Annotated in this window: 21 protein-coding genes; 16 read left to right on the forward strand and 5 right to left on the reverse strand. The window is 70.8% G+C overall.

Annotated elements, in window-relative coordinates:
* Positions 1–112: 112 nt before the first annotated feature.
* The 4 genes from ACZ6S4_RS29160 (at position 113) to ACZ6S4_RS29175 (ending at position 2,786) form a co-directional block, all read left to right on the forward strand.
* On the forward strand, positions 113–844 hold the full coding sequence (locus tag ACZ6S4_RS29160; protein WP_465477970.1) for a class I SAM-dependent DNA methyltransferase: 732 nt from the start codon (positions 113–115) through the stop codon (positions 842–844).
* A gap of 10 nt (positions 845–854) precedes the next feature.
* Complete coding sequence (locus ACZ6S4_RS29165; protein WP_465477971.1) at positions 855–1,487, forward strand: hypothetical protein; 633 nt, start codon at positions 855–857, stop codon at positions 1,485–1,487.
* Positions 1,488–1,607: 120 nt separating this feature from the next.
* The gene (locus ACZ6S4_RS29170; RefSeq protein WP_465477972.1) at positions 1,608–2,072 is read left to right on the forward strand and encodes a cupin domain-containing protein; all 465 of its coding nucleotides are present in this window, start codon (positions 1,608–1,610) and stop codon (positions 2,070–2,072) included.
* 282 nt (positions 2,073–2,354) lie between these two features.
* Entirely contained in the window at positions 2,355–2,786 is a 432-nt protein-coding gene (locus ACZ6S4_RS29175; RefSeq protein ID WP_465477973.1) for a MarR family transcriptional regulator, read from the forward strand.
* On the opposite strand, the gene ACZ6S4_RS29180 is transcribed toward ACZ6S4_RS29175, so the two are convergent.
* Positions 2,767–3,531 carry a GntR family transcriptional regulator gene (locus tag ACZ6S4_RS29180; RefSeq protein ID WP_451916212.1) on the reverse strand — a complete coding sequence of 255 codons (765 nt, stop codon included), beginning with the start codon at positions 3,529–3,531 and terminating at the stop codon, positions 2,767–2,769. The two genes, ACZ6S4_RS29175 and ACZ6S4_RS29180, sit on opposite strands and share 20 nt — an antisense overlap.
* 191 nt (positions 3,532–3,722) lie before the next feature.
* On the opposite strand from ACZ6S4_RS29180, the gene iolC reads away from it, so the two are divergent.
* The 11 genes from iolC to ACZ6S4_RS29235 all read left to right on the forward strand — a co-directional run bounded on the left by iolC (position 3,723) and on the right by ACZ6S4_RS29235 (position 15,571).
* Entirely contained in the window at positions 3,723–4,673 is a 951-nt protein-coding gene (gene iolC, locus ACZ6S4_RS29185; protein WP_465477974.1) for a 5-dehydro-2-deoxygluconokinase, read from the forward strand.
* Positions 4,666–5,535 (forward strand): Cgl0159 family (beta/alpha)8-fold protein, encoded by an 870-nt coding sequence (locus ACZ6S4_RS29190; protein ID WP_465477975.1) that lies wholly within the window; start codon positions 4,666–4,668, stop codon positions 5,533–5,535. The genes iolC and ACZ6S4_RS29190 overlap by 8 nt, the downstream gene beginning before the upstream one ends.
* The gene (iolB, locus tag ACZ6S4_RS29195; protein ID WP_465477976.1) at positions 5,532–6,407 is read left to right on the forward strand and encodes a 5-deoxy-glucuronate isomerase; all 876 of its coding nucleotides are present in this window, start codon (positions 5,532–5,534) and stop codon (positions 6,405–6,407) included. The genes ACZ6S4_RS29190 and iolB overlap by 4 nt, the downstream gene beginning before the upstream one ends.
* Entirely contained in the window at positions 6,404–8,299 is a 1,896-nt protein-coding gene (iolD, locus tag ACZ6S4_RS29200; RefSeq protein ID WP_465477977.1) for a 3D-(3,5/4)-trihydroxycyclohexane-1,2-dione acylhydrolase (decyclizing), read from the forward strand. The genes iolB and iolD overlap by 4 nt, the downstream gene beginning before the upstream one ends.
* Positions 8,300–8,312: 13 nt before the next feature.
* Positions 8,313–9,809: a CoA-acylating methylmalonate-semialdehyde dehydrogenase gene (locus tag ACZ6S4_RS29205; protein ID WP_465477978.1), complete on the forward strand. Its 1,497-nt coding sequence runs from the start codon at positions 8,313–8,315 to the stop codon at positions 9,807–9,809.
* 7 nt (positions 9,810–9,816) lie between these two features.
* On the forward strand, positions 9,817–10,707 hold the full coding sequence (locus ACZ6S4_RS29210) for a sugar phosphate isomerase/epimerase family protein (protein WP_465477979.1): 891 nt from the start codon (positions 9,817–9,819) through the stop codon (positions 10,705–10,707).
* A gap of 44 nt (positions 10,708–10,751) precedes the next feature.
* Positions 10,752–11,732, forward strand: a complete 981-nt coding sequence (locus tag ACZ6S4_RS29215) for a sugar ABC transporter substrate-binding protein (protein WP_465477980.1) — start codon at positions 10,752–10,754, stop codon at positions 11,730–11,732.
* A gap of 69 nt (positions 11,733–11,801) precedes the next feature.
* Positions 11,802–12,869 (forward strand): ABC transporter permease, encoded by a 1,068-nt coding sequence (locus ACZ6S4_RS29220; protein WP_360814613.1) that lies wholly within the window; start codon positions 11,802–11,804, stop codon positions 12,867–12,869.
* 4 nt (positions 12,870–12,873) lie between these two features.
* The gene (locus ACZ6S4_RS29225) at positions 12,874–13,689 is read left to right on the forward strand and encodes an ATP-binding cassette domain-containing protein (protein WP_465477981.1); all 816 of its coding nucleotides are present in this window, start codon (positions 12,874–12,876) and stop codon (positions 13,687–13,689) included.
* A complete protein-coding gene (locus tag ACZ6S4_RS29230) occupies positions 13,686–14,714 on the forward strand; it encodes a Gfo/Idh/MocA family oxidoreductase (protein WP_465477982.1) in 1,029 nt (342 codons plus the stop codon). The genes ACZ6S4_RS29225 and ACZ6S4_RS29230 overlap by 4 nt, the downstream gene beginning before the upstream one ends.
* Complete coding sequence (locus tag ACZ6S4_RS29235) at positions 14,711–15,571, forward strand: sugar phosphate isomerase/epimerase family protein (RefSeq protein ID WP_433717528.1); 861 nt, start codon at positions 14,711–14,713, stop codon at positions 15,569–15,571. The genes ACZ6S4_RS29230 and ACZ6S4_RS29235 overlap by 4 nt, the downstream gene beginning before the upstream one ends.
* A 15-nt stretch (positions 15,572–15,586) precedes the next feature.
* Here the strand turns inward: ACZ6S4_RS29235 and ACZ6S4_RS29240 are convergent, their stop codons facing one another.
* From ACZ6S4_RS29240 to ACZ6S4_RS29250, 3 genes are all read right to left on the reverse strand, one after another.
* Positions 15,587–17,107 carry an OmpA family protein gene (locus ACZ6S4_RS29240; protein WP_465477983.1) on the reverse strand — a complete coding sequence of 507 codons (1,521 nt, stop codon included), beginning with the start codon at positions 17,105–17,107 and terminating at the stop codon, positions 15,587–15,589.
* Between the two features lie 634 nt (positions 17,108–17,741).
* Positions 17,742–18,746, reverse strand: coding sequence for a sugar phosphate isomerase/epimerase family protein (locus ACZ6S4_RS29245; RefSeq protein WP_465477984.1), 1,005 nt, complete (start codon positions 18,744–18,746; stop codon positions 17,742–17,744).
* Between the two features lie 30 nt (positions 18,747–18,776).
* Positions 18,777–19,946 (reverse strand): Gfo/Idh/MocA family protein, encoded by a 1,170-nt coding sequence (locus ACZ6S4_RS29250; RefSeq protein ID WP_465477985.1) that lies wholly within the window; start codon positions 19,944–19,946, stop codon positions 18,777–18,779.
* A 132-nt stretch (positions 19,947–20,078) separates the two neighbouring features.
* On the opposite strand from ACZ6S4_RS29250, the gene ACZ6S4_RS29255 reads away from it, so the two are divergent.
* Positions 20,079–21,101 carry a LacI family DNA-binding transcriptional regulator gene (locus ACZ6S4_RS29255; protein WP_465477986.1) on the forward strand — a complete coding sequence of 341 codons (1,023 nt, stop codon included), beginning with the start codon at positions 20,079–20,081 and terminating at the stop codon, positions 21,099–21,101.
* Here ACZ6S4_RS29255 and paaK read toward each other — a convergent pair.
* Positions 21,083–22,390 (reverse strand): phenylacetate--CoA ligase PaaK, encoded by a 1,308-nt coding sequence (gene paaK, locus ACZ6S4_RS29260; RefSeq protein ID WP_465477987.1) that lies wholly within the window; start codon positions 22,388–22,390, stop codon positions 21,083–21,085. The two genes, ACZ6S4_RS29255 and paaK, sit on opposite strands and share 19 nt — an antisense overlap.
* Between the last annotated feature and the right edge of the window lie 9 nt (positions 22,391–22,399).

The following is a 22,399-nucleotide window of genomic DNA, read 5'->3' on the forward strand; positions in this document are numbered from 1 at the left end:
CCCCCCCCCCCCCCCCCCCCCCCCCCCCCCCCCCCCCCCCCCCCCCCCCCCCCCCCCCCCCCCCCCCCCCCCCCCCCCCCCCCCCCCCCCCCACGGCACTTATGCTGCTGCGGTGCTCTCCGACGCCGATGTGGCCGCGCTCTACGACCTGCTGAACCCGTGGGACCCGGAGCACCACCCGGCCGACGCGTTCCACCACCGGCTGGTCATGGCGGCCGGCGCGGTGCTCGACGTCGGCTGCGGAACCGGGGCGATGCTGCACCGGGCCCGCGACGCCGGGCATCGTGGTGTGCTGGCCGGGATCGACCCGAACCCGGCGTACCTGGCCCGGGCCCGGCGCCGCGACGACATCGAGTGGGTGCTCGGGGCGGCGGCCACGACGCCGTGGGAGCAGGACTTCGAGCTGGCCGTGATGACCGGGCACGCGTTCCAGTGCCTGGTCGACGACGGTGAGATCCGGGCCGGGCTCGCCGGGGTACGCGCCGCGCTGCGCGAGGGCGGCCGTTTCGCGTTCGAGACCCGGCACCCACAGGCGCACGCCTGGCAGGACTGGACCCCCGCACACGCGAGCGAGGTCGTGGACGCCACCGGCCGGCTCCTGCGGGTGAGTCACGAGGTCGAGTCGGTCGTGGACGATGTCGTCACCTTCACCGAGACCGTCACCGACGCCTCCGGTGCCGCGGTCCACTACGAGCGTCAGGTGCTGCGCTTCCTGGGCCCGGAGGTGCTCAACCGGCTGCTGCGCGAAGCCGGCTTCCGGCTCGACGAGCAGTACGGCGACTGGCACGGCGGACCGCTGACCCCGGGCAGCCGGGAGATCGTGACCGTCGCCCGGCGTCGTTAGGATCTTCCCCATGCCTGGCGATCCTGTGACTGCGGCCGATGTCCGTGAAGCTGTGTATCTGGCGGCCGACACCCTGGCCACCGTGGTGGAGCGGGACTGGCGGGTGCCGGCCGGTGATCTCGACTGGGACTGCTGGGAGACGGTCGAGCACATCGCCGACGACCTTTTCGCGTACGCGTCGCAGCTCGGCCCGCGCCGCCCGTCGGTGACGGAGCCGGTCCCGATCGGCTGGGAGTACCGCCGCCCGGGCGGACCGGCGCTCACCATCTACGCCATACCGGAGGAGGGCGGGCAGGCCGGGCTGTTGCAGGTGCTCGAATCCTGCGGCGCGTTGCTGGCCGCGATGGTCGAGGTCACGCCGCCGACCGTCCGCTCGCAGCACACCTACGGCGCCTCGGACCCGGAGGGCTTCGCGGCGATGGGCGTGGTCGAGACCCTGGTGCACATGCGCGATGTTGCCGCGGGGCTGGAGCTGTCGTGGGAGCCACCGCGGGAGTTGTGTGCCCGCTCCCTGCAGCGGCTGTTCCCGGACGTGCCGGCCGAGGGCGACAGTTGGCAGACGCTCTTGTGGGCCACCGGGCGGATCGCCCTGCCCGGCCGCGAGCGCCGGGCGTCCTGGCGCTGGGACGGCACTCCCCGCTGAGGTCGGCCTTGTCGGCCGGCCATCAATAGTGATGTCGTACCGCGACATCGGTGGTACCGTTGTGTCACGGCGCGACATCACCGTCGCGTGCGTCGGCGAAACCATCAGGGAGACCTGTCCATGACTCCGGTCACGATCGTCCGCCCCGGCGAAGGCGAGCTCATCACCACCCACGGGCCGTCGCAGATCCGCATCCTCGAGGACGGCAGCCACACCGGGCACCGCCTGGGGATCGGCGAGATCACCCTCCAGCCGCACACGCCCGGCCCCATCCAGCACCGCCACGCCCAGCACGACGAAGGCTTCTACGTCCTTTCGGGCACCGTACGGTTCACCGTGGGCCAGGACGACTACGACGCCGGTTCCGGCACCTGGGTCATCGTCCCGCCGGGCGCACCCCACACCTTCGCCAACGTGGGCGACGACCCGGCGGTCATGCTCTCCACCTTCACGCCGGACCTGTACGTGCAGTACTTCCGCGACCTCAAGAAGATGGTCGAGTCCGGACAGCCGATGACGGCCGAGACCATGACTCCGCTCTGGCAGAAGTACGCCACCGAGATCTCCTCCGAATACCGGCCATGACGCAGTAGGGCGCCGCGCACTCCGATCGATTCAGGAACGCTGGGCCGCCGCCACCACCACCCCGCCGATGCCCCAGCGCCCGGCCGGCACCCGATCAGCCGCACCTCGACGATCTCCCGGGCCCGCTCGCCGTAGACCGCGACGACCGCCTCGGTCAACGTCGAGCTCAGCGGCGCCTCCCGCCCGGCGAGCTCGCTCTCAGCACGTGGACAGTCGGATGCGGCATGCCGCCTGTCAACATCTCACCCGGCGGACGAGGCGGTCCGTGAACTCATGCTGGTGATGCCGCGACTGGTCGGCCGGGTCAAACGCATCCCCGTGCCGGAGCAGCTGCGTTCGTTCGACCTCGCACCCCGGCATCTGTCGCTGCTGTCGCTGCTGCTGCTCGACGGGCCGCAGACCGTGTCCGAGCTGGCCGCGCACCTCAGCGTCGCCCCGACCACGGTCAGCCCGATGGTGGGCGATCTGAGCCGTAAGGGCGTGCTCGTGCGGCGGGAGGACGACGCGGACCGCCGCCGGCGCATCGTCGACATCAGCCCGGCGAGCCGGCCGGCGATCTCGCAGTGGCTCTCACCCGGCGCCCAGGCGTGGCGTCAGGCCCTCGCGCCGCTGACCCCGGCGCAGCGCCGTGTCGTCGTCGACACGCTGCTCGCCTACGAGGCTGCCGTCTCCGGTGCGTCGGACGCCCGGGAGCTCAGCCCGCCGACAGGTTGAGCTCGAAGCTGTAGCGGCTGGCCCGGTAGACGTGCGAGCCGTACTCCAGGGCGCGGCCGCCGGCGTCCCACGCCGTACGGGTCATGGTCAGCAGTGAGGCCCCGCGCTTCTCCTGCAGGGTCCGCGCCTCGGCCGCGTTGGCCGAGCGGGCGCCGATCACCTGCGTCGCGATGCGCGGCACGAAGCCCGCCCGGCGCAGCAGTTCGTAGAGCCCGTACGCGGCCAGGTCGGCCGCCTCCAGCCGGATCAGGTCGACCGGGATCGCGTTGTGCATCAGCGCGAGCGGCTCCCCGCCGGCGTAGCGCAGCCGTTCGATCCACGTCACCTCGGCACCGGGGGCCACCTCCAGAGCCTCGGCCACCTCGGCCGGCGCCGCGATCACCCGCAGGTCGAGGACCTCGGTGCGGGGCTTGCGGTCCGCGCTGACCAGGTCGTCGTACAGGCTGGACAGCTCGACCGGGCGGCGCACCTTGGGGTGCACGACCTGGGTACCGACGCCGCGTTTGCGCACGAGCATGCCGCGTTCCACCAGATACTGGATCGCGCGGCGGGTGGTCGGCCGGGACACGCCGAGGCGTTCGGCCAGGTCGACCTCGTTCTCGATGCGGGCGCCGACGCCGATCTCGCCCTGCTCGATCAACTCCTGCAGGCGGCTGGCGACCTGGAAGTAGAGGGGTACGGGGCTGGTCCGGTCGACCTCGACCGGGCGCACCGCACTACGGGCTGGGGAGGGATCGGATGCCATGGAACCCCCTTCGTTTTTCAGTTTGTCATAACAAAGTATTGACGTGGAAGCCTCCACGTTATTACATCGAAACGAGCCGACATACCGGCCCCGAAGACTTTTCATCGCGCCGTAATCCGCACGGCACACCAGGCGCCGGAGTGCGCCTGAAATCTCCCCGTACGGCCCATCCGTCATTCCCAGGGGGACGCATGCCCGCAGACGAGGTACTGACCATGGGGCGGATCGGCGTCGACCTGTATCCACAGCAGATCGGCGTCTCGCTGCGTGAGGTCCGCACCTTCGCCAAGTTCCTCGGTGGCAGCCCCACCAACGTCGCCGTCGCCGCCGCCCGCTACGGCCGGCGCAGCGCGGTGATCAGCCGGACCGGCGCCGACCCGTTCGGCGAGTTCATCCACGACGCGTTGCGCGGCTTCGGGGTCGACGACCGGTTCGTCGCGCCGGTCGCGGCACTGCCCACCCCGGTCACCTTCTGCGAGATCTTCCCGCCGGACGACTTCCCGCTCTACTTCTACCGCTTCCCCAAGGCGCCCGACCTGGAGATAGCCGAGTCCGAGCTGGACCTGGCCGCGATCCGGGCGGCCGACATCTTCTGGGTCACCGGCACCGGCCTGTGCCAGTCGCCGTCGCGCGAGGCCACCCTGGCCGCCCTGCGCGCCCGCGACAAGTCCGGCATCACGGTCCTCGACCTCGACTACCGGCCGATGTTCTGGGAGTCGCGCGAGCAGGCCCGGGAGTGGATCAGCCAGGCCCTGCCGTACGCGACGGTCGCCGTCGGCAACCTCGACGAGTGCGAGACCGCGGTCGGCGTCCGTGAACCGCACGCCGCCGCGCAGGCCCTGCACGACGCGGGTGTCGAGCTCGCCGTCGTCAAGCAGGGACCGCTCGGCGTGCTGGCCTCCAACGGCAAGGAACAGGTGCAGGTGCCGCCGGTGCCGATCGAGGTGGTCAACGGGCTCGGGGCCGGTGACGCCTTCGGGGGCGCGCTGTGCCACGGGCTGCTCTCCGGCTGGGACCTGGAGACCACGATGCGGTTCTGCAACGCCGCCGGTGCCATCGTCACCACCCGCCTGGCCTGCGCCGATGCCATGCCGACCGAGTCCGAGGTCCGGGAGCTGATCGAGGAGGCCGGCCGTGCTTGACGTCCACCAGCTCGTCGCCGCCCGGGCCGACCGGCCGGACGCCATCGCCGTCGCCGCGGCGGCCCGCCGCCGGCCGACCGGCTGGCGCGGGGAGCACGGCCGCATGATGATCATCGCAGCCGATCATCCCGCCCGCGGCGCGCTGCGGGCCGGGCCGGACCCGCTGGCCATGGGCAACCGCGCCGACCTGCTGCGGCGCATCTGCACCGCGCTGGAGCGCCCGGGCGTCAACGGTGTGCTGGGCACCCCGGACATCCTCGAGGACCTGCTGCTGCTCGGCGCGCTCGACGACAAGGTCGTCATCGGTTCGATGAACCGCGGCGGCCTGGCCGGCACCAGCTTCGAGATCGACGACCGCTTCACCGCGTACGACGGGGACAGTCTCGCCGCGGCCGGGTTCGAAGGCGGCAAGATGCTGCTGCGCATCGATCCGGACGACGCCGGCACCGTGACCACATTGGAGAGTTGTGGGCGGGCGGTCGGCGACCTCGCCGCGCACAAACTGATGGCGATGGTCGAGCCGTTCATCTCGCACCGGGTCGACGGCCGGGTGCGCAACGAGCTCAGCGCCGAGGCGATGATCCGGGCGATGACGGTCGCCGCCGGGCTCGGGCCCACGTCGGCGTACACGTGGTTGAAGGTCCCGGTCGTGGCCGACATGGAACGGGTCATGGCGGCGACCACGCTGCCCGCTCTCATCCTGGGCGGCGAGGTCGCCGAGGATGCCGAGGCCGCCTACGCGCGGTGGAGCAAGGCCCTGGCCCAGCCGACCGTGCAGGGACTGGTGATCGGGCGCAGCCTGCTCTACCCGTCCGGTGGGGACGTCGCGGGCGCGGTGGACCGGGCGGTGGGCCTGCTATGACACTGCTGCGCCGCGGCGACGCCCAGAGCAAGCCGTTCGAAACTGTCGTGACCCCGCGGAGCGCCGGCTGGGGCTTCAGCGGCCTGCGGATCGTCGAGCTGGCCGTCGGCGCCCGGGTCAGCTTCGCCACCGGTGACGAGGAGATGATCGTGCTGCCGCTGTCCGGTGGCTGCGACGTCACCTGCGAGGACGAGCGGGTCACCCTGACCGGGCGGCGCTCGGTGTTCTCCCGGGTCACCGACTTCGCCTACCTGCCCCGCGACGCGTCGGTCACCGTCCGGGCGGCCAACGGTGGCCGGTTCGCCCTGCCGGCGGCCCGCGCGGACCGGCGGCTGCCGTTCCGCTACGGACCGGCCGAGGACGTGCCGGTCGAGCTGCGCGGGGCCGGTCAGGCCAGCCGGCAGGTCAACAACTTCTGTACGCCGGACTCGTTCGACGCCGACCGGCTGATCGCGGTGGAGGTGCTCACCCCGGGCGGCAACTGGTCGTCGTACCCGCCGCACAAGCACGACGCGCCGGGGGAGAGCGAGACCGTGCTGGAGGAGATCTACTACTTCGAGGTCGCCGGTTCGCCGTCGGGCGCTGCCGGGGCCGGCTATCAGCGCGTGTACGGCCACCCCGACCGCCCGATCGACATCTGCGCCGAGGTGCGCAGCGGGGACGTCGTGCTGATCCCGTACGGGTGGCACGGCCCGTCGATGGCCGCCCCCGGTTACGACCTCTACTACCTCAACGTCATGGCCGGTCCGGGGGAGCGCAAGTGGCTCTTCTCCGACGACCCGGCCCACGCCTGGGTCCGTGGCACCTGGAACGAGCAGGCGATGGACCCCCGGCTGCCCCTGACGTCCGCAACCGAGAGGAGGCGCTCGTGAGACTCACCGTCGCCCAGGCCGTCGTCACGTTCCTGGCCAACCAGTGGACCGAGCGGGACGGTGTCGAGCAGCGCGCGATCGCCGGCTGTTTCGGCATCTTCGGCCACGGCAACGTCGCCGGGGTCGGTCAGGCCCTGCTGCAGGCGCAGCGGACCGGATCGGCGGACATGCCGTACCACCTGGCCCGCAACGAGCAGGCCATGGTGCACGCGGCCGTCGGCTACGCCCGGATGAAGAACCGGCTGTCCGCGCTGGCCTGCACGGCCTCGATCGGGCCCGGCTCGACCAACATGCTGACCGGCGCGGCGCTGGCCACGGTCAACCGGATCCCGGTGCTGCTGCTGCCCAGCGACGTCTTCGCGACCCGGGTCGCCGCGCCGGTGCTGCAGGAGCTGGAGGACCCGCGGTCCTACGACGTGTCCGTCAACGACGCGTTCCGGCCGCTGTCGCGCTTCTTCGACCGCGTGTGGCGTCCCGAGCAACTGGCGTCGGCGCTGCTGGGTGCGATGCGGGTGCTCACCGATCCGGTGGAGACCGGCGCGGTGACGATCTGCCTGCCGCAGGACGTGCAGGCCGAGGCGTACGACTTCCCGGACGCCCTGTTCGCCAAGCGGGTGTGGCACGTGGCCCGCCCGGTCCCGGAGCCCGCCGCGATCGACCGGGCCGCCGAGGTGATCCGGTCCGCCCGCCGTCCCCTGATCGTCGCCGGCGGCGGCGTCATCTACTCGGAGGCCTCCGCCGAGCTGGACGCCTTCGCCCGCGCCACCGGCATCCCGGTCGCCGACACCCAGGCCGGCAAGGGCGCGCTGAGCTGGGACCACCCGAACTCGGTCGGCGGAGTCGGCTCCACCGGCACGCCTGTCGCCAACAAGCTGGCCCGCGAGGCCGACGTGATCATCGGCATCGGGACGCGGTACAGCGACTTCACGACCGCCTCGCGGACCGCCTTCGCGGCGCCCGGCGTCCGTTTTGTCAATCTCAACGTCGCAACTTTCGACGCGGCGAAACAGTCGGCGGTGACGGTGGTCGCCGACGCGCGCGCCGGACTCGCGGCCCTCAACGCCGCCCTCACGGGCCTGTCCACCGCGACCTCGTCCGCGACCCTCGCCGCACCTTGGCGCAAACCCGACATGTCGTATGCGCGCGAGGTCGAAGCCTGGCAGCGGCGCGTGGACGAGGCCTACCACCTCAACCACGGCCCGCTGCCCGCCCAGAGCGAGGTCATCGGTGCGGTGAACGATGCCTGTGGCGAGCGCGACGTGGTCGTGCAGGCGGCCGGCAGCATGCCCGGTGACCTGCAACTGCTGTGGCGCGCCCGGGACCCGAAGCAGTACCACGTCGAGTACGGCTACTCCTGCATGGGCTTCGAGATCGCCGGCGCCCTCGGCATCAAGATGGCCGATCCCTCCCGCGAGGTGTACGCGCTGGTCGGCGACGGCTCGTACCTGATGATGGCGCAGGAGATCGTCACCGCCGTGGCCGACGGCATCAAGCTGATCGTCGTCCTGGTGCAGAACCACGGGTTCGCCTCGATCGGCGCGCTGTCGGAGTCGCTGGGCTCGCAGCGTTTCGGCACGAGCTACCGCTACCGCGGGGCGGACGACGACTACGACGGCGATCGGCTGCCGGTCGACCTGGCCGCCAACGCCGAGAGCCTGGGCGCGTCGGTCATCCGGTGCCGCGGGATCGCCGAGCTCACCGAAGGCCTCAAGCGGGCCCGCGAGGCCGACCGGCTCACTGTCGTGCACATCGAGACCGACCCGCTGTCCCCGGTGCCGTCCAGCGAGAGCTGGTGGGACGTGCCCGTCTCGGAGGTCTCGGCGCTGGACAGCACCCGGGCGGCCCGGACCGCCTACGAAACGGCCAAGCGCGGCCAGCGGCAGTATCTCTAGAGAGGGCAGTGCCTTGACCACCATCGAACATTGGATCGGCGGCAGCTTCACCAGTGGCGCCGCCACCCGCCGCGCCCCCGTCTACAACCCGGCGACCGGCGCTCAGCAGCACGAGGTGGTGCTGGCCGAGACCGCCGACGTGGACGCGGCCGTGACCGCGGCGCGCACGGCCTTCGAGTCCTGGAGCCAGGCGTCGCTGAGCGCCCGTACGAAGATCATGTTCAACTTCCGCGAGCTGGTCAACGCCAACGTCAAGCCGCTGGCCGAGCTGGTGTCCGACGAGCACGGCAAGGTGCTCAGTGACGCGGCCGGCGAGGTGCAGCGCGGCCTGGAGGTCATCGAGTTCGCCTGCGGCATCCCGCAGCTGCTCAAGGGCGAGTACTCCGACCAGGCCTCGACCGGCGTGGACGTGTTCAGCTTCCGCGAGCCGCTCGGTGTCTGCGCCGGGATCACCCCGTTCAACTTCCCGGTGATGGTCCCGATGTGGATGTACCCGGTTGCCATCGCCTGCGGCAACACGTTCGTGCTCAAGCCCAGCGAGCGCGACCCGTCGGCGTCGAACTACATCGCCGACCTGTGGCGCCAGGCCGGTCTGCCCGACGGTGTCTTCAACGTCGTGCACGGCGACAAGACGGCCGTCGACGCGCTCCTGCGGCATCCCGACGTCGCGGCGGTCTCCTTCGTCGGCTCGACGCCGATCGCCCGCTACATCCACCAGCAGGCCTCCGCGACCGGCAAGCGGGTCCAGGCCCTCGGCGGCGCCAAGAACCACGCCATCATCCTGCCCGACGCCGACCTCGAGTTCGCCGCGAACCACCTGGCCGCGGCGGCGTTCGGCTCGGCCGGCGAGCGGTGCATGGCGATCTCCGCGGCGGTCGCCGTCGGTGCCGCCGGTGACCCGCTGGCCGACATCCTGACCCGCAAGGCCCACGAGGTCGTGGTCGGTTCCGGCCGTGACCCCAGGAGCGAGATGGGCCCGGTGGTCACGGCCGCGGCCCGCGACCGGATCGAGGGCCTGATCGGTACGGGCGAGCAGCAGGGCGCCAAGCTGCTCGCCGACGGCCGCGGCCTCAAAGTGCCCGGCTACGAGGACGGCTTCTTCGTCGGCCCCACCGTCATCGACCAGGTGCGCACCTCGATGGACGTCTACACCGAGGAGATCTTCGGGCCGGTGCTGTCGGTGGTGCGCTCGGACACCGTCGAGGCGGCGATCGACCTGATCAACGCGAACCCGTACGGCAACGGCACCGCCATCTTCACCAGCAGCGGTGAGGCCGCGCGGCGCTTCCAGCGCGGGGTGCGGGTCGGGATGATCGGCATCAACGTGCCCATCCCGGTGCCGATGGCCTACTACTCCTTCGGCGGGTGGAAGGACTCGCTCTTCGGCGACAAGCACATCCACGGTCCCGAGGGCGTCTCGTTCTACACCCGCGGCAAGGTCGTGACCTCCCGATGGCCGCACGTCGAGGCCGCGCACGGCGCCAGCATGCACTTCCCGACGGCGAGCTGAGGCAGCGATGAGACGACTGCGGCTGGGCAGCTGTCCCGACTCGTGGGGCGTGTGGTTCGCCGACGACCCGCGGCAGACACCCTGGCAGCGCTTCCTCGACGAGCTGGCCGGGGCCGGCTACCGCTGGCTGGAGCTGGGCCCGTACGGGTATCTGCCGACCGACCCGGCCCAGCTGCGCGACGAGCTCGCCCGCCGCGAGCTGACCTGTGCCGGCGGCACGGTCGCCGGCGTCGGCGGCCCGCACAAGGATTTCGCGGCCGTGCTCGCCGAGACCCGCAAGGTCGCCGAGCTGACCGCCGCGCTCGGCGCGAAGAACCTGATCTTCGTCCCGGTGCCCGGCTACCGCGACGACGTCACCGGGGCCTACCACGAGCCGGCCGAGCTCAGCCCGGAACGCTGGCGGGCCCTGATCGCCAACAGCAACACCCTCGGCAAGGTCCTCGCCGAGGAGTACGGCCTCACCATGCAGTTCCACCCGCACGCCGACTACCACGTGGAGACCCAGGCGCAGACCGAGCGCTTCCTGGAGGAGACCGACCCGCGGTACGTCTCGCTGTGCCTGGACACCGGCCACCTCGCCTACCGGCGGGCGGACATCCCGGCCGTCATCCGCAAGTACCCCGAGCGGATCGGCTACGTGCACATCAAACAGATGGACCCGGCGATCGCCGAGCGGGCCGAGCGCGAGGACATGGCCTTCGGGCAGGCCGTCGCGCTGGGCGCGAGCGTCGAACCACCGGCGGGCCGGCCGGACGTGCCGTCCGTGCTGGAAGCCCTCAACGAGTTGGACGCCGACCTGTTCGTCGTCGTCGAGCAGGACATGTACCCGGTCGACTTCGACCTGCCCCTGCCGATCGCCACCCGTACCCGTGCCTATCTGAACTCCGTCGGCCTGTGACGGCCGCCGTCCCCCTGGAAGGAAGGAACCTCATGATGCTTCGCATGCGAGGTGCACGCCTGGTCGCCGTGGCGGCGGTGGTGGCCCTCGGGCTCGCCGCCTGCAGCGAAGGCGGCAAGCAGGAGACCACCGGCACCTCCGGCGGCGGGGCCAACGCCGCCGGCAGCTCCGGCTACACGATCGCGATGATCACCCACGAGACGCCGGGCGACACGTTCTGGGACAAGATCAAGGCCGGCGCCCAGCAGGCCGCCAAGGACGAGGGTGTCACCCTCAAGTACTCCAACGACCCGGACGCGTCCAAGCAGGCGGGACTGATCCAGAGCGCGGTCGATTCCAAGGTCAGCGGCATCGCCACCACCCTGGTGACCCCGGACGCGCTGGCCGGGTCCGTGAAGGCGGCCACCGACGCGAAGATCCCGGTCGTCGGCTTCAACTCCGGCATCGACCAGTTCCAGAAGCTCGGCGCCCTCATGTACTTCGGCTCCGACGAGACCGTGGCCGGCACCGCCGCCGGCAAGCGGATCGGCGAGGCCGGTGCCAAGCACCCGCTCTGCGTCATTCAGGCCGCCGGCTCCGTCGCGCTGGAGGCCCGCTGCGCCGGCGTCAAGAGCGCGGTCCCGGGCACCGAGAACATCCAGGTCAACGGCGCGGACGACGGCGCCGTCGTGTCGACCCTGCAGGCGAAGCTGTCGCAGGACAAGACGATCGACTACATCGTCACCCTCGGCGCGCCGATCGCCATCGACGCCCTCAAGGCGATGGACGCCGCCGCCAGCAAGGCCAAGCTGGTCACCTTCGACCTCAACGCCGAGGCGGCCCAGGACATCCAGGACGGCAAGATCGAGTTCTCCATCGACCAGCAGCCCTACGTGCAGGGCTACCTGGCGGTCTCGTCGCTCTACCTCTACCTCAAGAACGGCAACGACATCGGCGGCGGCCGGGCGGTGCTCACCGGACCGTCGTTCGTGGACAAGACCAACATCGACAAGATCGTGCCGTTCACCAAGAACAACACCCGGTAGTCGCTTGCGGGGGACGGCCGCGGGCCACGACGCGGCTGCCCCCGCTCAGGCAGTGATCGGAGCATCGCCATGACACAAGTCCGAACCACCCCACCTCCCGCCAAGACCCCCGCCGAAGCGTCCAACCGGGTCACGCTCAGCCTCTACAGCCGCATCCTGGCCAGACCCGAGGTGGGCGCGCTGGTGGCGGCGGTCATCATCTTCATCTTCTTCCTCAGCGTCGCGCCCGCCTTCCGCTCCGCCGAGTCGTTCTTCACGATCCTGTACCAGTCCTCCACCATCGGCATCGTCGCCGTCGGGGTCGGCCTGCTCATGATCGGCGGCGAGTTCGACCTGTCCGCGGGCGTCATCACCATCACCGCCGGCCTGGTCAACTCGATGCTGTGCTGGAACTACGGGATGAACCTGTGGGTCGGCGCACTCGTCTCGCTGGTCTTCTGCCTGTTCATCGGCTTCCTCAACGGCTATCTGGTGATGAAGACGGGGATCCCCAGCTTCCTGATCACGCTGGGCACGTTCTTCGTGCTGCAGGGGGCCAACCTCGGCGTCACCAAGCTCGTCACCGGCTCGGTCTCCAGCCCGGACATCAGCCAGATCGACGGCTTCAGCTCGCTGCAGGCCATCTTCGCGTCGAGCTTCAAGATCGGCCCGGTGACGGTCTGGATCACGGTGATCTGGTGGCTGCTGTTCGTCGCGCTCGCCGCGTGGATCCTGCAGCGCACCCGTACCGGAAACTGGATCTTCGCCGTCGGCGGCAACCCGGACAGCGCCCGCGCGGTCGGCGTGCCGCTGGTCCGCACCAAGATCGGGCTGTTCATGACAGTCTCGTTCTTCGGCTGGTTCGTCGGCATGCACCTGCTCTACCGGTTCAACACGCTGCAGGCCGGCAACGGCGTCGGCAACGAGTTCCTCTACATCATCGCCGCCGTCGTCGGCGGCACGCTGCTCACCGGCGGCTACGGCAACGCGATCGGCGTCGCGATCGGCGCGTTCATCTTCGGCATGACCAGCCTGGGCATCGTCTACGCCGGCTGGGACCCGAACTGGTTCAAGGCCTTCCTCGGCGTGATGCTGCTGCTCGCCGTGCTGGTCAACCTGTACGTCAAGCGGATGTCCACGGCACGGAAGGTGGGATGACAACATGACCGACACCTTGGCCGATCACGCCGACGCGGGACTGCGCAAGGGCGAGCCGCTCATCGAGATGACCGGCATCGGCAAGAGCTACGGCGCTATCCGGGCCCTGCGCGGCATCAACCTGCGGGTCAACGCGGGCGAGGTCACCTGCGTGCTGGGCGACAACGGCGCCGGCAAGTCCACCCTGATCAAGATCATGTCCGGGCTGCACCCGCACAACGAGGGCAGCCTCAAGGTCGACGGCAGAGAACTGACCTTCGCGTCCCCGCGGGAGGCCCTGGACCACGGGATCGCCACCGTGTACCAGGACCTCGCCGTGGTCTCGCTCATGGAGGTCTGGCGCAACTTCTTCCTCGGCTCCGAGCTGACCGCGGGCAAGTTCCCGCTGGCCGGCATGAAGATCAAGGACATGAAGCGGATCGCCGACGAGGAGCTCCGCAAGATGGGCATCGTCGTCAAGGACATCAACCAGCCGATCGGCACCCTCTCCGGCGGCCAGCGCCAGTGCGTGGCGATCGCCCGGGCGGTGTACTTCGGCGCCCGGGTACTGATCCTCGACGAGCCGACCGCGGCGCTCGGCGTCAAGCAGTCCGGCGTGGTCCTCAAGTACACGGCGGCGGCCCGTGACGCGGGGCTCGGCGTCGTGTTCATCACCCACAACCCGCACCACGCGTACCTGGTGGGCGACCACTTCATCATCCTCAAGCTCGGCGGCACGGCCCTGGACAAGAACCGTTCCGAAGTGGGCCTGGACGAGCTGACCACCCAGATGGCCGGCGGCGACGAGCTGACGGAACTGTCCCACGAGCTCGGCCGATGAGCGTGTTGCGGGTCGGGGTCATCGGCACCGGGATGATCGGCCGCGATCACATCCGGCGGATGACCACAGTGCTGGCCGGCGTGACGGTCACCGCCGTCACCGACGTCGACGTGGACACGGCCAAGAAGGTCGCCGAGGGCCTGCCCGCGGCCACCGTGCACGCCACCGGCGAGGAACTGATCGCCGACCCGGCGGTCGACGCGGTCGTCGTCTGCTCGTGGGGACCCACCCACGAGCAGTACGTGCTCGCGTCGATCGCCGCCGGCAAGCCGGTCTTCTGCGAGAAGCCCCTGGCCACGACCCAGGGCGCCTGCCTGCGGATCGTGCAGGCCGAGGTCGCGGCCGGCCGCCGGCTGGTGCAGGTCGGCTACATGCGCCGGTACGACGCGGCGTACCGGGCCCTCAAGCAGGTGGTCGACAGCGGTGAGATCGGCGCGCCGCTGATGATGCACTGCGCGCACCGCAACGCCGACGTGCCCTCCTTCTACGAGAAGGAGAGCGCCATCACCGACACGGCGGTGCACGAGATCGACATGGTCCGCTGGATGTTCGGCGAGGAGATCACCGCAACCCGGGTGCTGATCCCGCGCCGGAGCCGCAACGGCGGCCCCCTGCAGGACCCGCTCTTGCTGATCCTGGAGATGGCGGGCGGCGCCCTGGTCGACGTGGAGATCTCGGTGAACATCCGGTACGGCTACGACATCCGCGGCGAGGTCGTGGGCGAGGACGGTACGGCGGCTCTGGGCGAGCTCAGCCCGGTGTCGGTCCGGACCTCGCGGCAGGTGTCGACGCCGGTGCCGGCCGACTGGCGGGAGCGGTTCCTGCGCGCGTACGACGTGGAGATCCAGGAATGGGTCGACTCGCTGGCCGGCGGCGGCGCCCCGGTGGGCCCGAACGCGTGGGACGGGTACGCGGCGGCGGTGGTGTCGGACGCGGGCGTCGAGGCGTTGCGCACCGGGGAACGCGTACCGGTGGTGCTGGCTCCTCGTCCGGCTCTCTACGCCACCGAGGCGGTGCTGTCGTGAAGATCGCGCTGGATCCGTACATGTTGCGCGGGGTGCCCCTGCTGGAGCTGCCGCGGGTCGTCGCCGACCTGGGCTACCGCCACATCGAACTGTCGCCCCGCGACGACTTCATGCCGTTCTTCCTGCACCCGCGGGCGTCGTCGGCGGACGTGGCCGCGTTCAAGCGGGAGCTGGCCGCGGCCGAGGTGTCGGTGGCGTCGGTGCTGCCGCTGTACAAGTGGTCGGGCCCGGACGAGGACGAACGCCAGGCGGCGGTGCGGTACTGGAAACGGGCCATCGAGATCACGGTCGACCTGGGCGTGGACGTGATGAACTCGGAGTTCAACGGCCGCCCGGAAGCAGCGGCGGCGAGCGAGGCCCAGTTCTGGCGCTCCCTGGAGGAGCTCCTGCCGATCTTCGAACGCGAGGGTGTCCGGCTGGTGCTGGAGCCGCACCCGGACGACTTCGTCGAGGACGGCATCGCCGGGGTGAACCTGGTCAAGGGCATCAACTCGCCGCTGGTGACCTTCCTGTACTGCGCGCCGCACACGTTCCACCAGGGCGGCGACCTGGCGGCGGTGCTGCGCCACGCGGGGCCGCTGCTGACCCAGGTGCACATCGCGGACTCGTTCGACCACCGGGGCTCGTCGGGCCTGCGCTACATCGTGAACCCGCCGGGCTCGACGGTCCGGGTGCACCAGCACCTGGACATCGGCCAGGGTGAGGTCGACTGGGACCTGTTCTTCCGCACGCTGGCGGAAGTGGGTTTCGACGGCATCGCGACGGTGTGCGTCTTCGCCTGGGAGGAACGCGCGGCGGACAGCGGCCGGTTCAACCTGGAACAGGTGAACCAGTACGTGGCCAAGTACGCCCGCTGACCCGTGCCCGGCGGGTCACGCGACCGGGATGCCGGTGATCCGCAGCCGGTCGGGCACGTCGAGGGTGACGGTGCCCGTGCCGGCGGGCGGGGCCGGGAACCACAAGGAGAGCACCTGCTCGCTGCCCGGCGGAATGGCCTTGTTGAGGATCCGGTCGCAGAGGCAGCGGTGGGAGCCCGGGGAGGACTCGTAGTCGAGCCCGTAGGCGGCGGTGTCCCCGGCGAGCAGGCGGACACCGGCGGTGCCGTACCGGGCGTACGGGTCGAACTCGTCGCGGACGGTGAACACGCCCTGGCCGAGGAAGTCCAGGATGGTGGCCTTGTTGTCGCCGACGTTGCGGGCGGTGAGGCTGACCAGCAGGAACGGTCCCCGTACGGTGGCCGGGCCGGGCACGAAGCGCAGGGTGCCCCGGTTGAGCGGCATGGCGACCTCGACACCGTCCGGGGCCCGGCCCTGCTCGCCGGTGGTCTTGGGCAGCACGGCCTTGGCCGGGGCCGGGGTGGCCGGCCCGCGGGCCCGGTAGGTGATGGCGACCCGCCGGTTGAGCGCCCGATGGGCATCGGAGTCGTTGGGCACGGCCGGTTTGCTCTCACCCTCGGCGGCGACGGTCTTGGGCCATTGCTGGTCGGGCAGCGCCGCGCGAAGGGCCTTGGCGACAGCCTGGGCCCGCCGCTGAGAGAGGTCCTGGTTGTGTGCGGTGGTGCCGGTGCTGTCGGTGTGGCCGGTGACTGTGAGCGGGCCGGGCCCGGCAGCCTTCAGATCGGTGACGGCAGCCGCGATGGACTTGCCCGCGCCCGGGGTGAGCTCGGCACTGTCCAGCCGGAACAGCACGTCGGTGTCCAGGCTGATGTCGACCTGGTCGGCGGTCCGCCGGGTTCGCAGGGCGACGTCGAGCCGTTCGGTGTACGACTCCAGGGCGGCAGTGAACGCGGGAGCTGCCGTTGCCGGGTCGAGAGCCTCCTGCACCTGCCCGGCCCTGGTCTGCTCGGCGGGCGGGGCGGGCACGACGCCGTCGGTGACGGGCACATCGGTGAACACGCCGGCGTAGGGGAGCATGACCGAGAGCCGCTGGACGTCGGTGGGTACGCCGCGGAAGACGGCTTGCAGGGGGCGGGTCTCACCGGCCTCGAAGTGGACGAGTCCGGTGCAGACGCAGCCGCTGCCGTCGAGCCCTTCGGAGACCAGATAGACCCGGCGTCCGGCCTCGTCGACGAGCCGCGCGGCGTCGAAGGAATTGGTCAGGAGAGTGGAGAAGTGCCGGCTGACCATGCTGGCGCCGCCGCTTGCGGACCGTTCGAGCCGGGTCTGGGCGGTGAGCACGACGGAGTCGCCGGACCGGATCAGCGGCCCGACACTCATCTGCAAGATGTCACCGGCGGCGTCGACGGTCCTGACCGGGGCGGCGGGCTGGGCGGCGACGCTCGCCGGGGCGGAAGGGCTCGCGGTCACCCCTTTCGGCGAGGTCGCGTCGTCACTGCAGGCCGCGACGGCAAGGACGGCGACGCCGACAGCGACCAAGGCTCGTGAGCGCCGCACCTGACCTCCCGGCTGTGGTTACCGCTTCTCAGCCTAGTGGCCGTCAGTGGTCTCGGTTCTTCGATGCTGCGCGGGCGAGACCTTGTGGTTGCCCTGCCCGCATCGGAGTTCGCCGACGCGGACTGCCGGGGTCTCTGGTGTTCATGCTGCTCATCGACCGGGTGGTGGGCGTTGGGCCGCCGCCGAGTGGCGATGCCGAACTCGTCTGCGTAGGTTGTGGACAGCGTGGTTGGCCTGATGCGGGTCGCCCGCTCGGGTGGTCCGATCCGATCCGCAGCGTGCGGATCCCGCGAGGCGCCGCGGGTCCGTGACTGCGTGTCGGGGCTTGCCTCCCGGGTGCTCGACCGCCCAGTCCGGCGGGCCGCCGCCGAGACTGCGGCTACCCCATTCCTCCCTTCCCGCGTCAGCGCGCATGCGGATCGTCAGCTCGACCTCCCACTCCAGCGCCGACCGATCGCCTCACCGCCGGAACCCGCGCCTGCAAAGCGCTTCGACCCCGTGCTGTCACCTGCCGCAGATCCCGTTCAGTCCCTGCGTTACCCCCGCGATCAGTCCTGAGGCCGGACGTCCGCCCGGACACGCCGGTCCGATCGCCGACCTGCTCGCTGGCTCAATCGCCCACCCGCACGCCTGCTCAGACGCCCGCTTGCGAAGCCGCGGCGAGCAGGTTCTCGGCGGCCAGGCGCAAACCTTCGACCTGGTCGAACGCCTGGTCCTCGTGCTCGATGTTGACCGCCATGTCCGGGTCCACCGCACTCAACGCCCGCAGGAACGGCACCCAGAACTCCTCTACGCCGTGCCCGCGCCCGACCGCTACGAACTCCCAGGACGGGCTCGTCGGCCACTGGTTCAGCGTGTTCGCGCCGCCCAGGTTCAGGGGATTCGCGTCGGCCGGGGTGCGGGTGAAGCGGTCGTCCAGGACGCCGTACACCTTGGCGTTGCCGGGGTTGATCCTGGTGTCCTTGGCCGCGGCGTGGAACACCAGGTCGCCCAGGTATTCGACGCAGGCGACCGGGTCCATGCCCTGCCAGAAGAGGTGGCTCGGGTCCATCTCCGCGCCGATGTGGGTGGCGTTGGTCTGCTCGACCAGGCGTTGCAGCGTCGGCGGGTTGAAGACGAGGTTGTGCGGGTGCATCTCGATGCAGATCTTGACGTCCGCGGCGGCCGCGCGAGCGTTGATGTCCTTCCAGAACGGGACCGCCACCTGGTGCCACTGGTGGTCGAGGATGTCGAGATATTGGCTGTCCCACGGGTTCACCACCCAGTTGGCCGTGGTGCCGCCGGGCTCACCGGCCGGCAGCCCGGACATCGTGACGACGCGTCTGACTCCCAGAGCGGCCGCCACGTCGATCGCGCGGTGCAGGTCGGCGGCGTGGCTCGGGCCCACCGCTGGGTCGGGATTGAGGGGGTTGCCGTTGACGTTGAGGCCGGTCAGCTCGATGCCGGCCTGGGCGAAGCGGCCCAGGTAGTCCTCGCGGGCGCCGGTGCTCGCAAGGAGGTCGTCGATGGGCAGGTGCGGGGCCGGGATGAAACCGCCCGCGTTGATCTCCGCGCTGGTCAGGCCCAGCTCGCCGAGGATCTTGAGGGTTTCGTCCAGGGAACGGTCGTGCAGGCACGCGGTGTAGGCGCCGAGCTTCATGGCTTTTCCTTCCGGACGGGCGTATGGGGGTCAGAGCAGGACGGGCTTGTCGGTGGCGGAGACGACCGCGTCGAGCACGCGCAGGTTGTGCAGGCCGTGGGCCAGGTCCGGGCACGGTGGGAGCTCATCGATGCCGGCGATCTGGTCGAGGAACGCGCGGGCCTGGAACACGAAGAAGTCGTTCTGGCCGTGGCCGACCGTGGGAAAGTCCATGGGTAGTCCGCGGGCGACGTACGGATGCCACGGCCCGATGAACACCTGGCGGGCGCCGTTCACGCTCTGCCCGGGCGTGCCGTCGATGATGCTGAACTCGCCCGGGCGGGTCAGGTCGAACGACGCCGTGCCGTTCTCGCAGAACAGCTCCAGGCGCAGCGTGTTGGCGTGGCCGAACGCCACCCGGGACAGTGCGAACGTGCCGAGCGTGCCGCCGGCGTACGTGGTGGTGAAGGTGCAGATGTCCTCGTTCTCCACCGGGACGTGCTCATCACTGAGCTCGACGCCACCGGCATGCCCGACGGTGACGCCGAGCGGCTTGGGGCGCGACGGAATGAGCGTGCTCATCGAGGTGCCCTGCACGCCGGTGGTCGCGCCGCAGAAGAACTCGGCCAGGTCGACGAGGTGGCTGCCGATGTCGGCCAGCACCCCGGAACCCGGACCACCGAGGTATCGCCAGCTCATGGGCCGTTGCGGGTCGAAGCCGTAGTCGGTGAAGTAGGTGCCGACGAGGTGCCGCACCCGGCCCAGGCCGCCGTTGCGGACCTGCTCGAGGATGGCGTTGATCGCGGGGGAGCGGCGGAAGGTGAAACCGACCGCCGCCACCCGGTCCGAGGCCGCGGCGGCGTCGACCATGGCCTGCGCGTCGTCGAGGCTCGGGGCGAGCGGCTTCTCGCAGAGGACGTGTTTGCCGGCGGCCAGCGCGGCCTCGACGATCTCGCGGTGCAGGTTGCTGGCGACCGCCACGGTGACCGCGTCGACGTCGGGCGCGTCGATCACGGCCCGCCAGTCGGTCTCGGTGCGGGCGAAGCCGTAGCGCGTGGCGGCGTCGGCGGCGAACGGCTCGTGGGTGTCCGCGATGGCGACCAGGCGCGGCGCGGGCCGGCCGGGAGCGAAGACGGTGGCGGCGTTGCGGTAGGCGTTCGCGTGGGCACGGCCGACCATGCCGGCGCCGATGACAGCGACGCCGGGGGACGAGTGGGTCATGGGACCTCCGGCTGAGGGGAGCGGAGTGTTGAGGAAGCGGAGTGCGGGTGCGGGCCTTTAAAGCGCTTTAACTGCGAGTACTATCCAAGTCGATCTCGTTGTGTGTCAAGGGTGCTTCCGGAGGTTTCAGGAGTGGATCAACGTCCCCGGCTCGACGACGTGGCCGCGCGGGTCGGCGTCTCCACGGCGTCGGTCTCGCTGGTGCTGCGCGGTGCCCCGGGCCCCAGCGCCGAGACCCGTCGGCGGGTTCTCGAAGCGGCCGCTGAGCTGGGCTATCGCGCGGATCGCACGGCGAGCATGCTGGCCCGCCGGCGGCGGCATCTGCTCGGTGTGATGCTCGACATCCGCAGCCCGTTCCATGCCGAGCTGGTCGAGGAGATCCAGGCCGAGGCGGACCAGATCGGCTACGAGGTGGTGCTCTCCACGCTGACCCGGCACCGTGATGAGGATCGGGCGATCGAGACGCTGCTCGACTTCCGCTGTGAGGCCGTACTCCTGATCGGTCCGGACGCCGCGGATCAGCGGCTCGCCTCCCTCGCCGCCCAGGTCCCGGTGGTCGCGATCGGCCGGCGCGTCGCCACCGGCGACGTCGACGTGGTGCGCCCGGCCGACCACGTCGGGGTCGCCGAGGCCCTCGCCCACCTGACCGGTCTCGGTCACCGCCGCATCGCCTTCGTCGACGGCGGTCGCGGTGTCGTCGCGGCCGCGCGCCGGCGCGGCTACCGCGACGGCATGCGCCGGGCCGGGCTCGCCGACGAGATCCGCATCATCGCGGGCGACCACACCGAGGAGGGCGGCATCCGCGCCGGGCGGCTGCTCGCCGCGAGCCCCGACCGGCCGACGGCCGTCATGGCCTCCAACGACCGCTGCGCCGTCGGGGTCATGGATGCGTTCGTCCGCGCCGGCATCGAGGTGCCCGGGCACGTCTCAATCGTGGGGTACGACGACAGCACGCTCGCCCATCTCGTCCACATCGACCTGACCACGGTCAACCAGGACGCCGCCGCCCAGGCTCGCCACGCGGTGCTCGCCGCGGTCCAGCGCCTCGACGAGGGCCGCAAGCAGCGGCTCGAGGTCGTCCTCAACCCGCGCTTGGTGGTCCGGGGCAGCACCGGGCCGCCGCCCCGACCGGAGGATCAGTCCCTGGGCCGCTGATCGACGATGCGGCGCATCTTGCCCGCCGAGCGCTCCACGCCGTCCGGCTCGATCACGGCCACCGCCACGCTCACGCCGATCGTGTTCTTGACCATGGTGGCCAGCTGCCGGCCTGCGAGCTCGGCCGCAGTCGGCTCGACACCGGGTCGGCTCTCGACCTTCACCGTCATCGTGTCGAGGCGCCCTTCCCGGCTGAGCAGGCACTGGAAGTGCGGTGCCAGCTCGGGCGTCCGCAGGATCAGCTCCTCGATCTGGGTCGGGAAGAGGTTCACCCCGCGCAGGATGATCATGTCGTCCGTACGGCCGGTGATCTTCTCGATGCGGCGCATCGGCCGGGCCGTGCCCGGCAGCAGCCGGGTGAGGTCACGGGTGCGGTAGCGCACGACCGGCATCGCCTCCTTGCTCAGCGAGGTGAAGACCAGCTCGCCCCGCTCGCCGTCCGGCAGCACCTCGCCGGTCTGCGGGTCGATGATCTCGGGATAGAAGTGGTCCTCCCAGACGTGCAGGCCGTCCTTGGTCTCGATGCATTCGGTCGCCACGCCGGGGCCCATCACCTCGGACAGGCCATAGATGTCCAGCGCGTGGATGTCGAGCTGCTCCTCGATCTCGCGCCGCAGGTCCTGCGTCCACGGCTCGGCGCCGAAAATGCCGACGGCCAGCGACGTGCTCCGCGGGTCGATGCCCTGCCGGTGCATCTCGTCCACGATGGCCAGCATGTAGCTCGGCGTGACCATGATGACGTCCGGCTTGAAATCGTTGATCAGCATCACCTGGCGCTCGGTCATGCCGCCGGACATCGGGATGACCGTGCAGCCCAGCTCCTCGGCGCCGTAGTGTGCCCCCAGCCCGCCGGTGAACAGGCCGTACCCGTAGGCGACGTGGACCCGGTCGCCGCGGCGGCCGCCGGAGGCCCGGATCGACCGGGCCATCAGCTCGGCCCAGGTGCGGATGTCCTGCCGGGTGTAGCCGACCACGGTGGGCCGCCCGGTCGTGCCCGACGAGGCGTGCAGCCGGGAGATCTGCTCGCGCGGAACGGCGAACATGTCGAACGGGTAGTTCGCGCGCAGCACCGCCTTGTCGGTGAACGGGAACTTCGCCAGGTCCGCCGGCTCGCGCAGGTCGTCGGGGTGGACCTGGATCTCGTCGAACATCTTGCGGTACTGCGGCACATTGTCGTACGCGTGGCGCAGTGACCACCGCAGGCGCCGGAGCTGCAGCGCCCGCAGCTCGTCGACGGACGCTCGCTCGATCGGATCGAGATCCTCGGGGCGGGGGGTACGGTCCTGCATGTCGTCTCC

The sequence above is a fragment of the Actinoplanes sp. NPDC051405 genome (assembly GCF_055586185.1).

Bases quoted from the DNA above. Each gene is read 5' to 3' on its own strand.
- iolC (WP_465477974.1), top strand. From the start codon at position 3,723: ATGCCCGCAGACGAGGTACTGACCATGGGGCGGATCGGCGTCGACCTG.
- ACZ6S4_RS29225 (WP_465477981.1), top strand. From the start codon at position 12,874: ATGACCGACACCTTGGCCGATCACGCCGACGCGGGACTGCGCAAGGGC.
- ACZ6S4_RS29220 (WP_360814613.1), top strand. From the start codon at position 11,802: ATGACACAAGTCCGAACCACCCCACCTCCCGCCAAGACCCCCGCCGAA.
- ACZ6S4_RS29245 (WP_465477984.1), bottom strand. From the start codon at position 18,746: ATGAAGCTCGGCGCCTACACCGCGTGCCTGCACGACCGTTCCCTGGAC.
- ACZ6S4_RS29175 (WP_465477973.1), top strand. From the start codon at position 2,355: ATGCCGCGACTGGTCGGCCGGGTCAAACGCATCCCCGTGCCGGAGCAG.
- paaK (WP_465477987.1), bottom strand. From the start codon at position 22,390: ATGCAGGACCGTACCCCCCGCCCCGAGGATCTCGATCCGATCGAGCGA.
- ACZ6S4_RS29230 (WP_465477982.1), top strand. From the start codon at position 13,686: ATGAGCGTGTTGCGGGTCGGGGTCATCGGCACCGGGATGATCGGCCGC.
- ACZ6S4_RS29170 (WP_465477972.1), top strand. From the start codon at position 1,608: ATGACTCCGGTCACGATCGTCCGCCCCGGCGAAGGCGAGCTCATCACC.
- ACZ6S4_RS29165 (WP_465477971.1), top strand. From the start codon at position 855: ATGCCTGGCGATCCTGTGACTGCGGCCGATGTCCGTGAAGCTGTGTAT.
- ACZ6S4_RS29210 (WP_465477979.1), top strand. From the start codon at position 9,817: ATGAGACGACTGCGGCTGGGCAGCTGTCCCGACTCGTGGGGCGTGTGG.
- ACZ6S4_RS29250 (WP_465477985.1), bottom strand. From the start codon at position 19,946: ATGACCCACTCGTCCCCCGGCGTCGCTGTCATCGGCGCCGGCATGGTC.
- ACZ6S4_RS29215 (WP_465477980.1), top strand. From the start codon at position 10,752: ATGCGAGGTGCACGCCTGGTCGCCGTGGCGGCGGTGGTGGCCCTCGGG.
- iolB (WP_465477976.1), top strand. From the start codon at position 5,532: ATGACACTGCTGCGCCGCGGCGACGCCCAGAGCAAGCCGTTCGAAACT.
- ACZ6S4_RS29180 (WP_451916212.1), bottom strand. From the start codon at position 3,531: ATGGCATCCGATCCCTCCCCAGCCCGTAGTGCGGTGCGCCCGGTCGAG.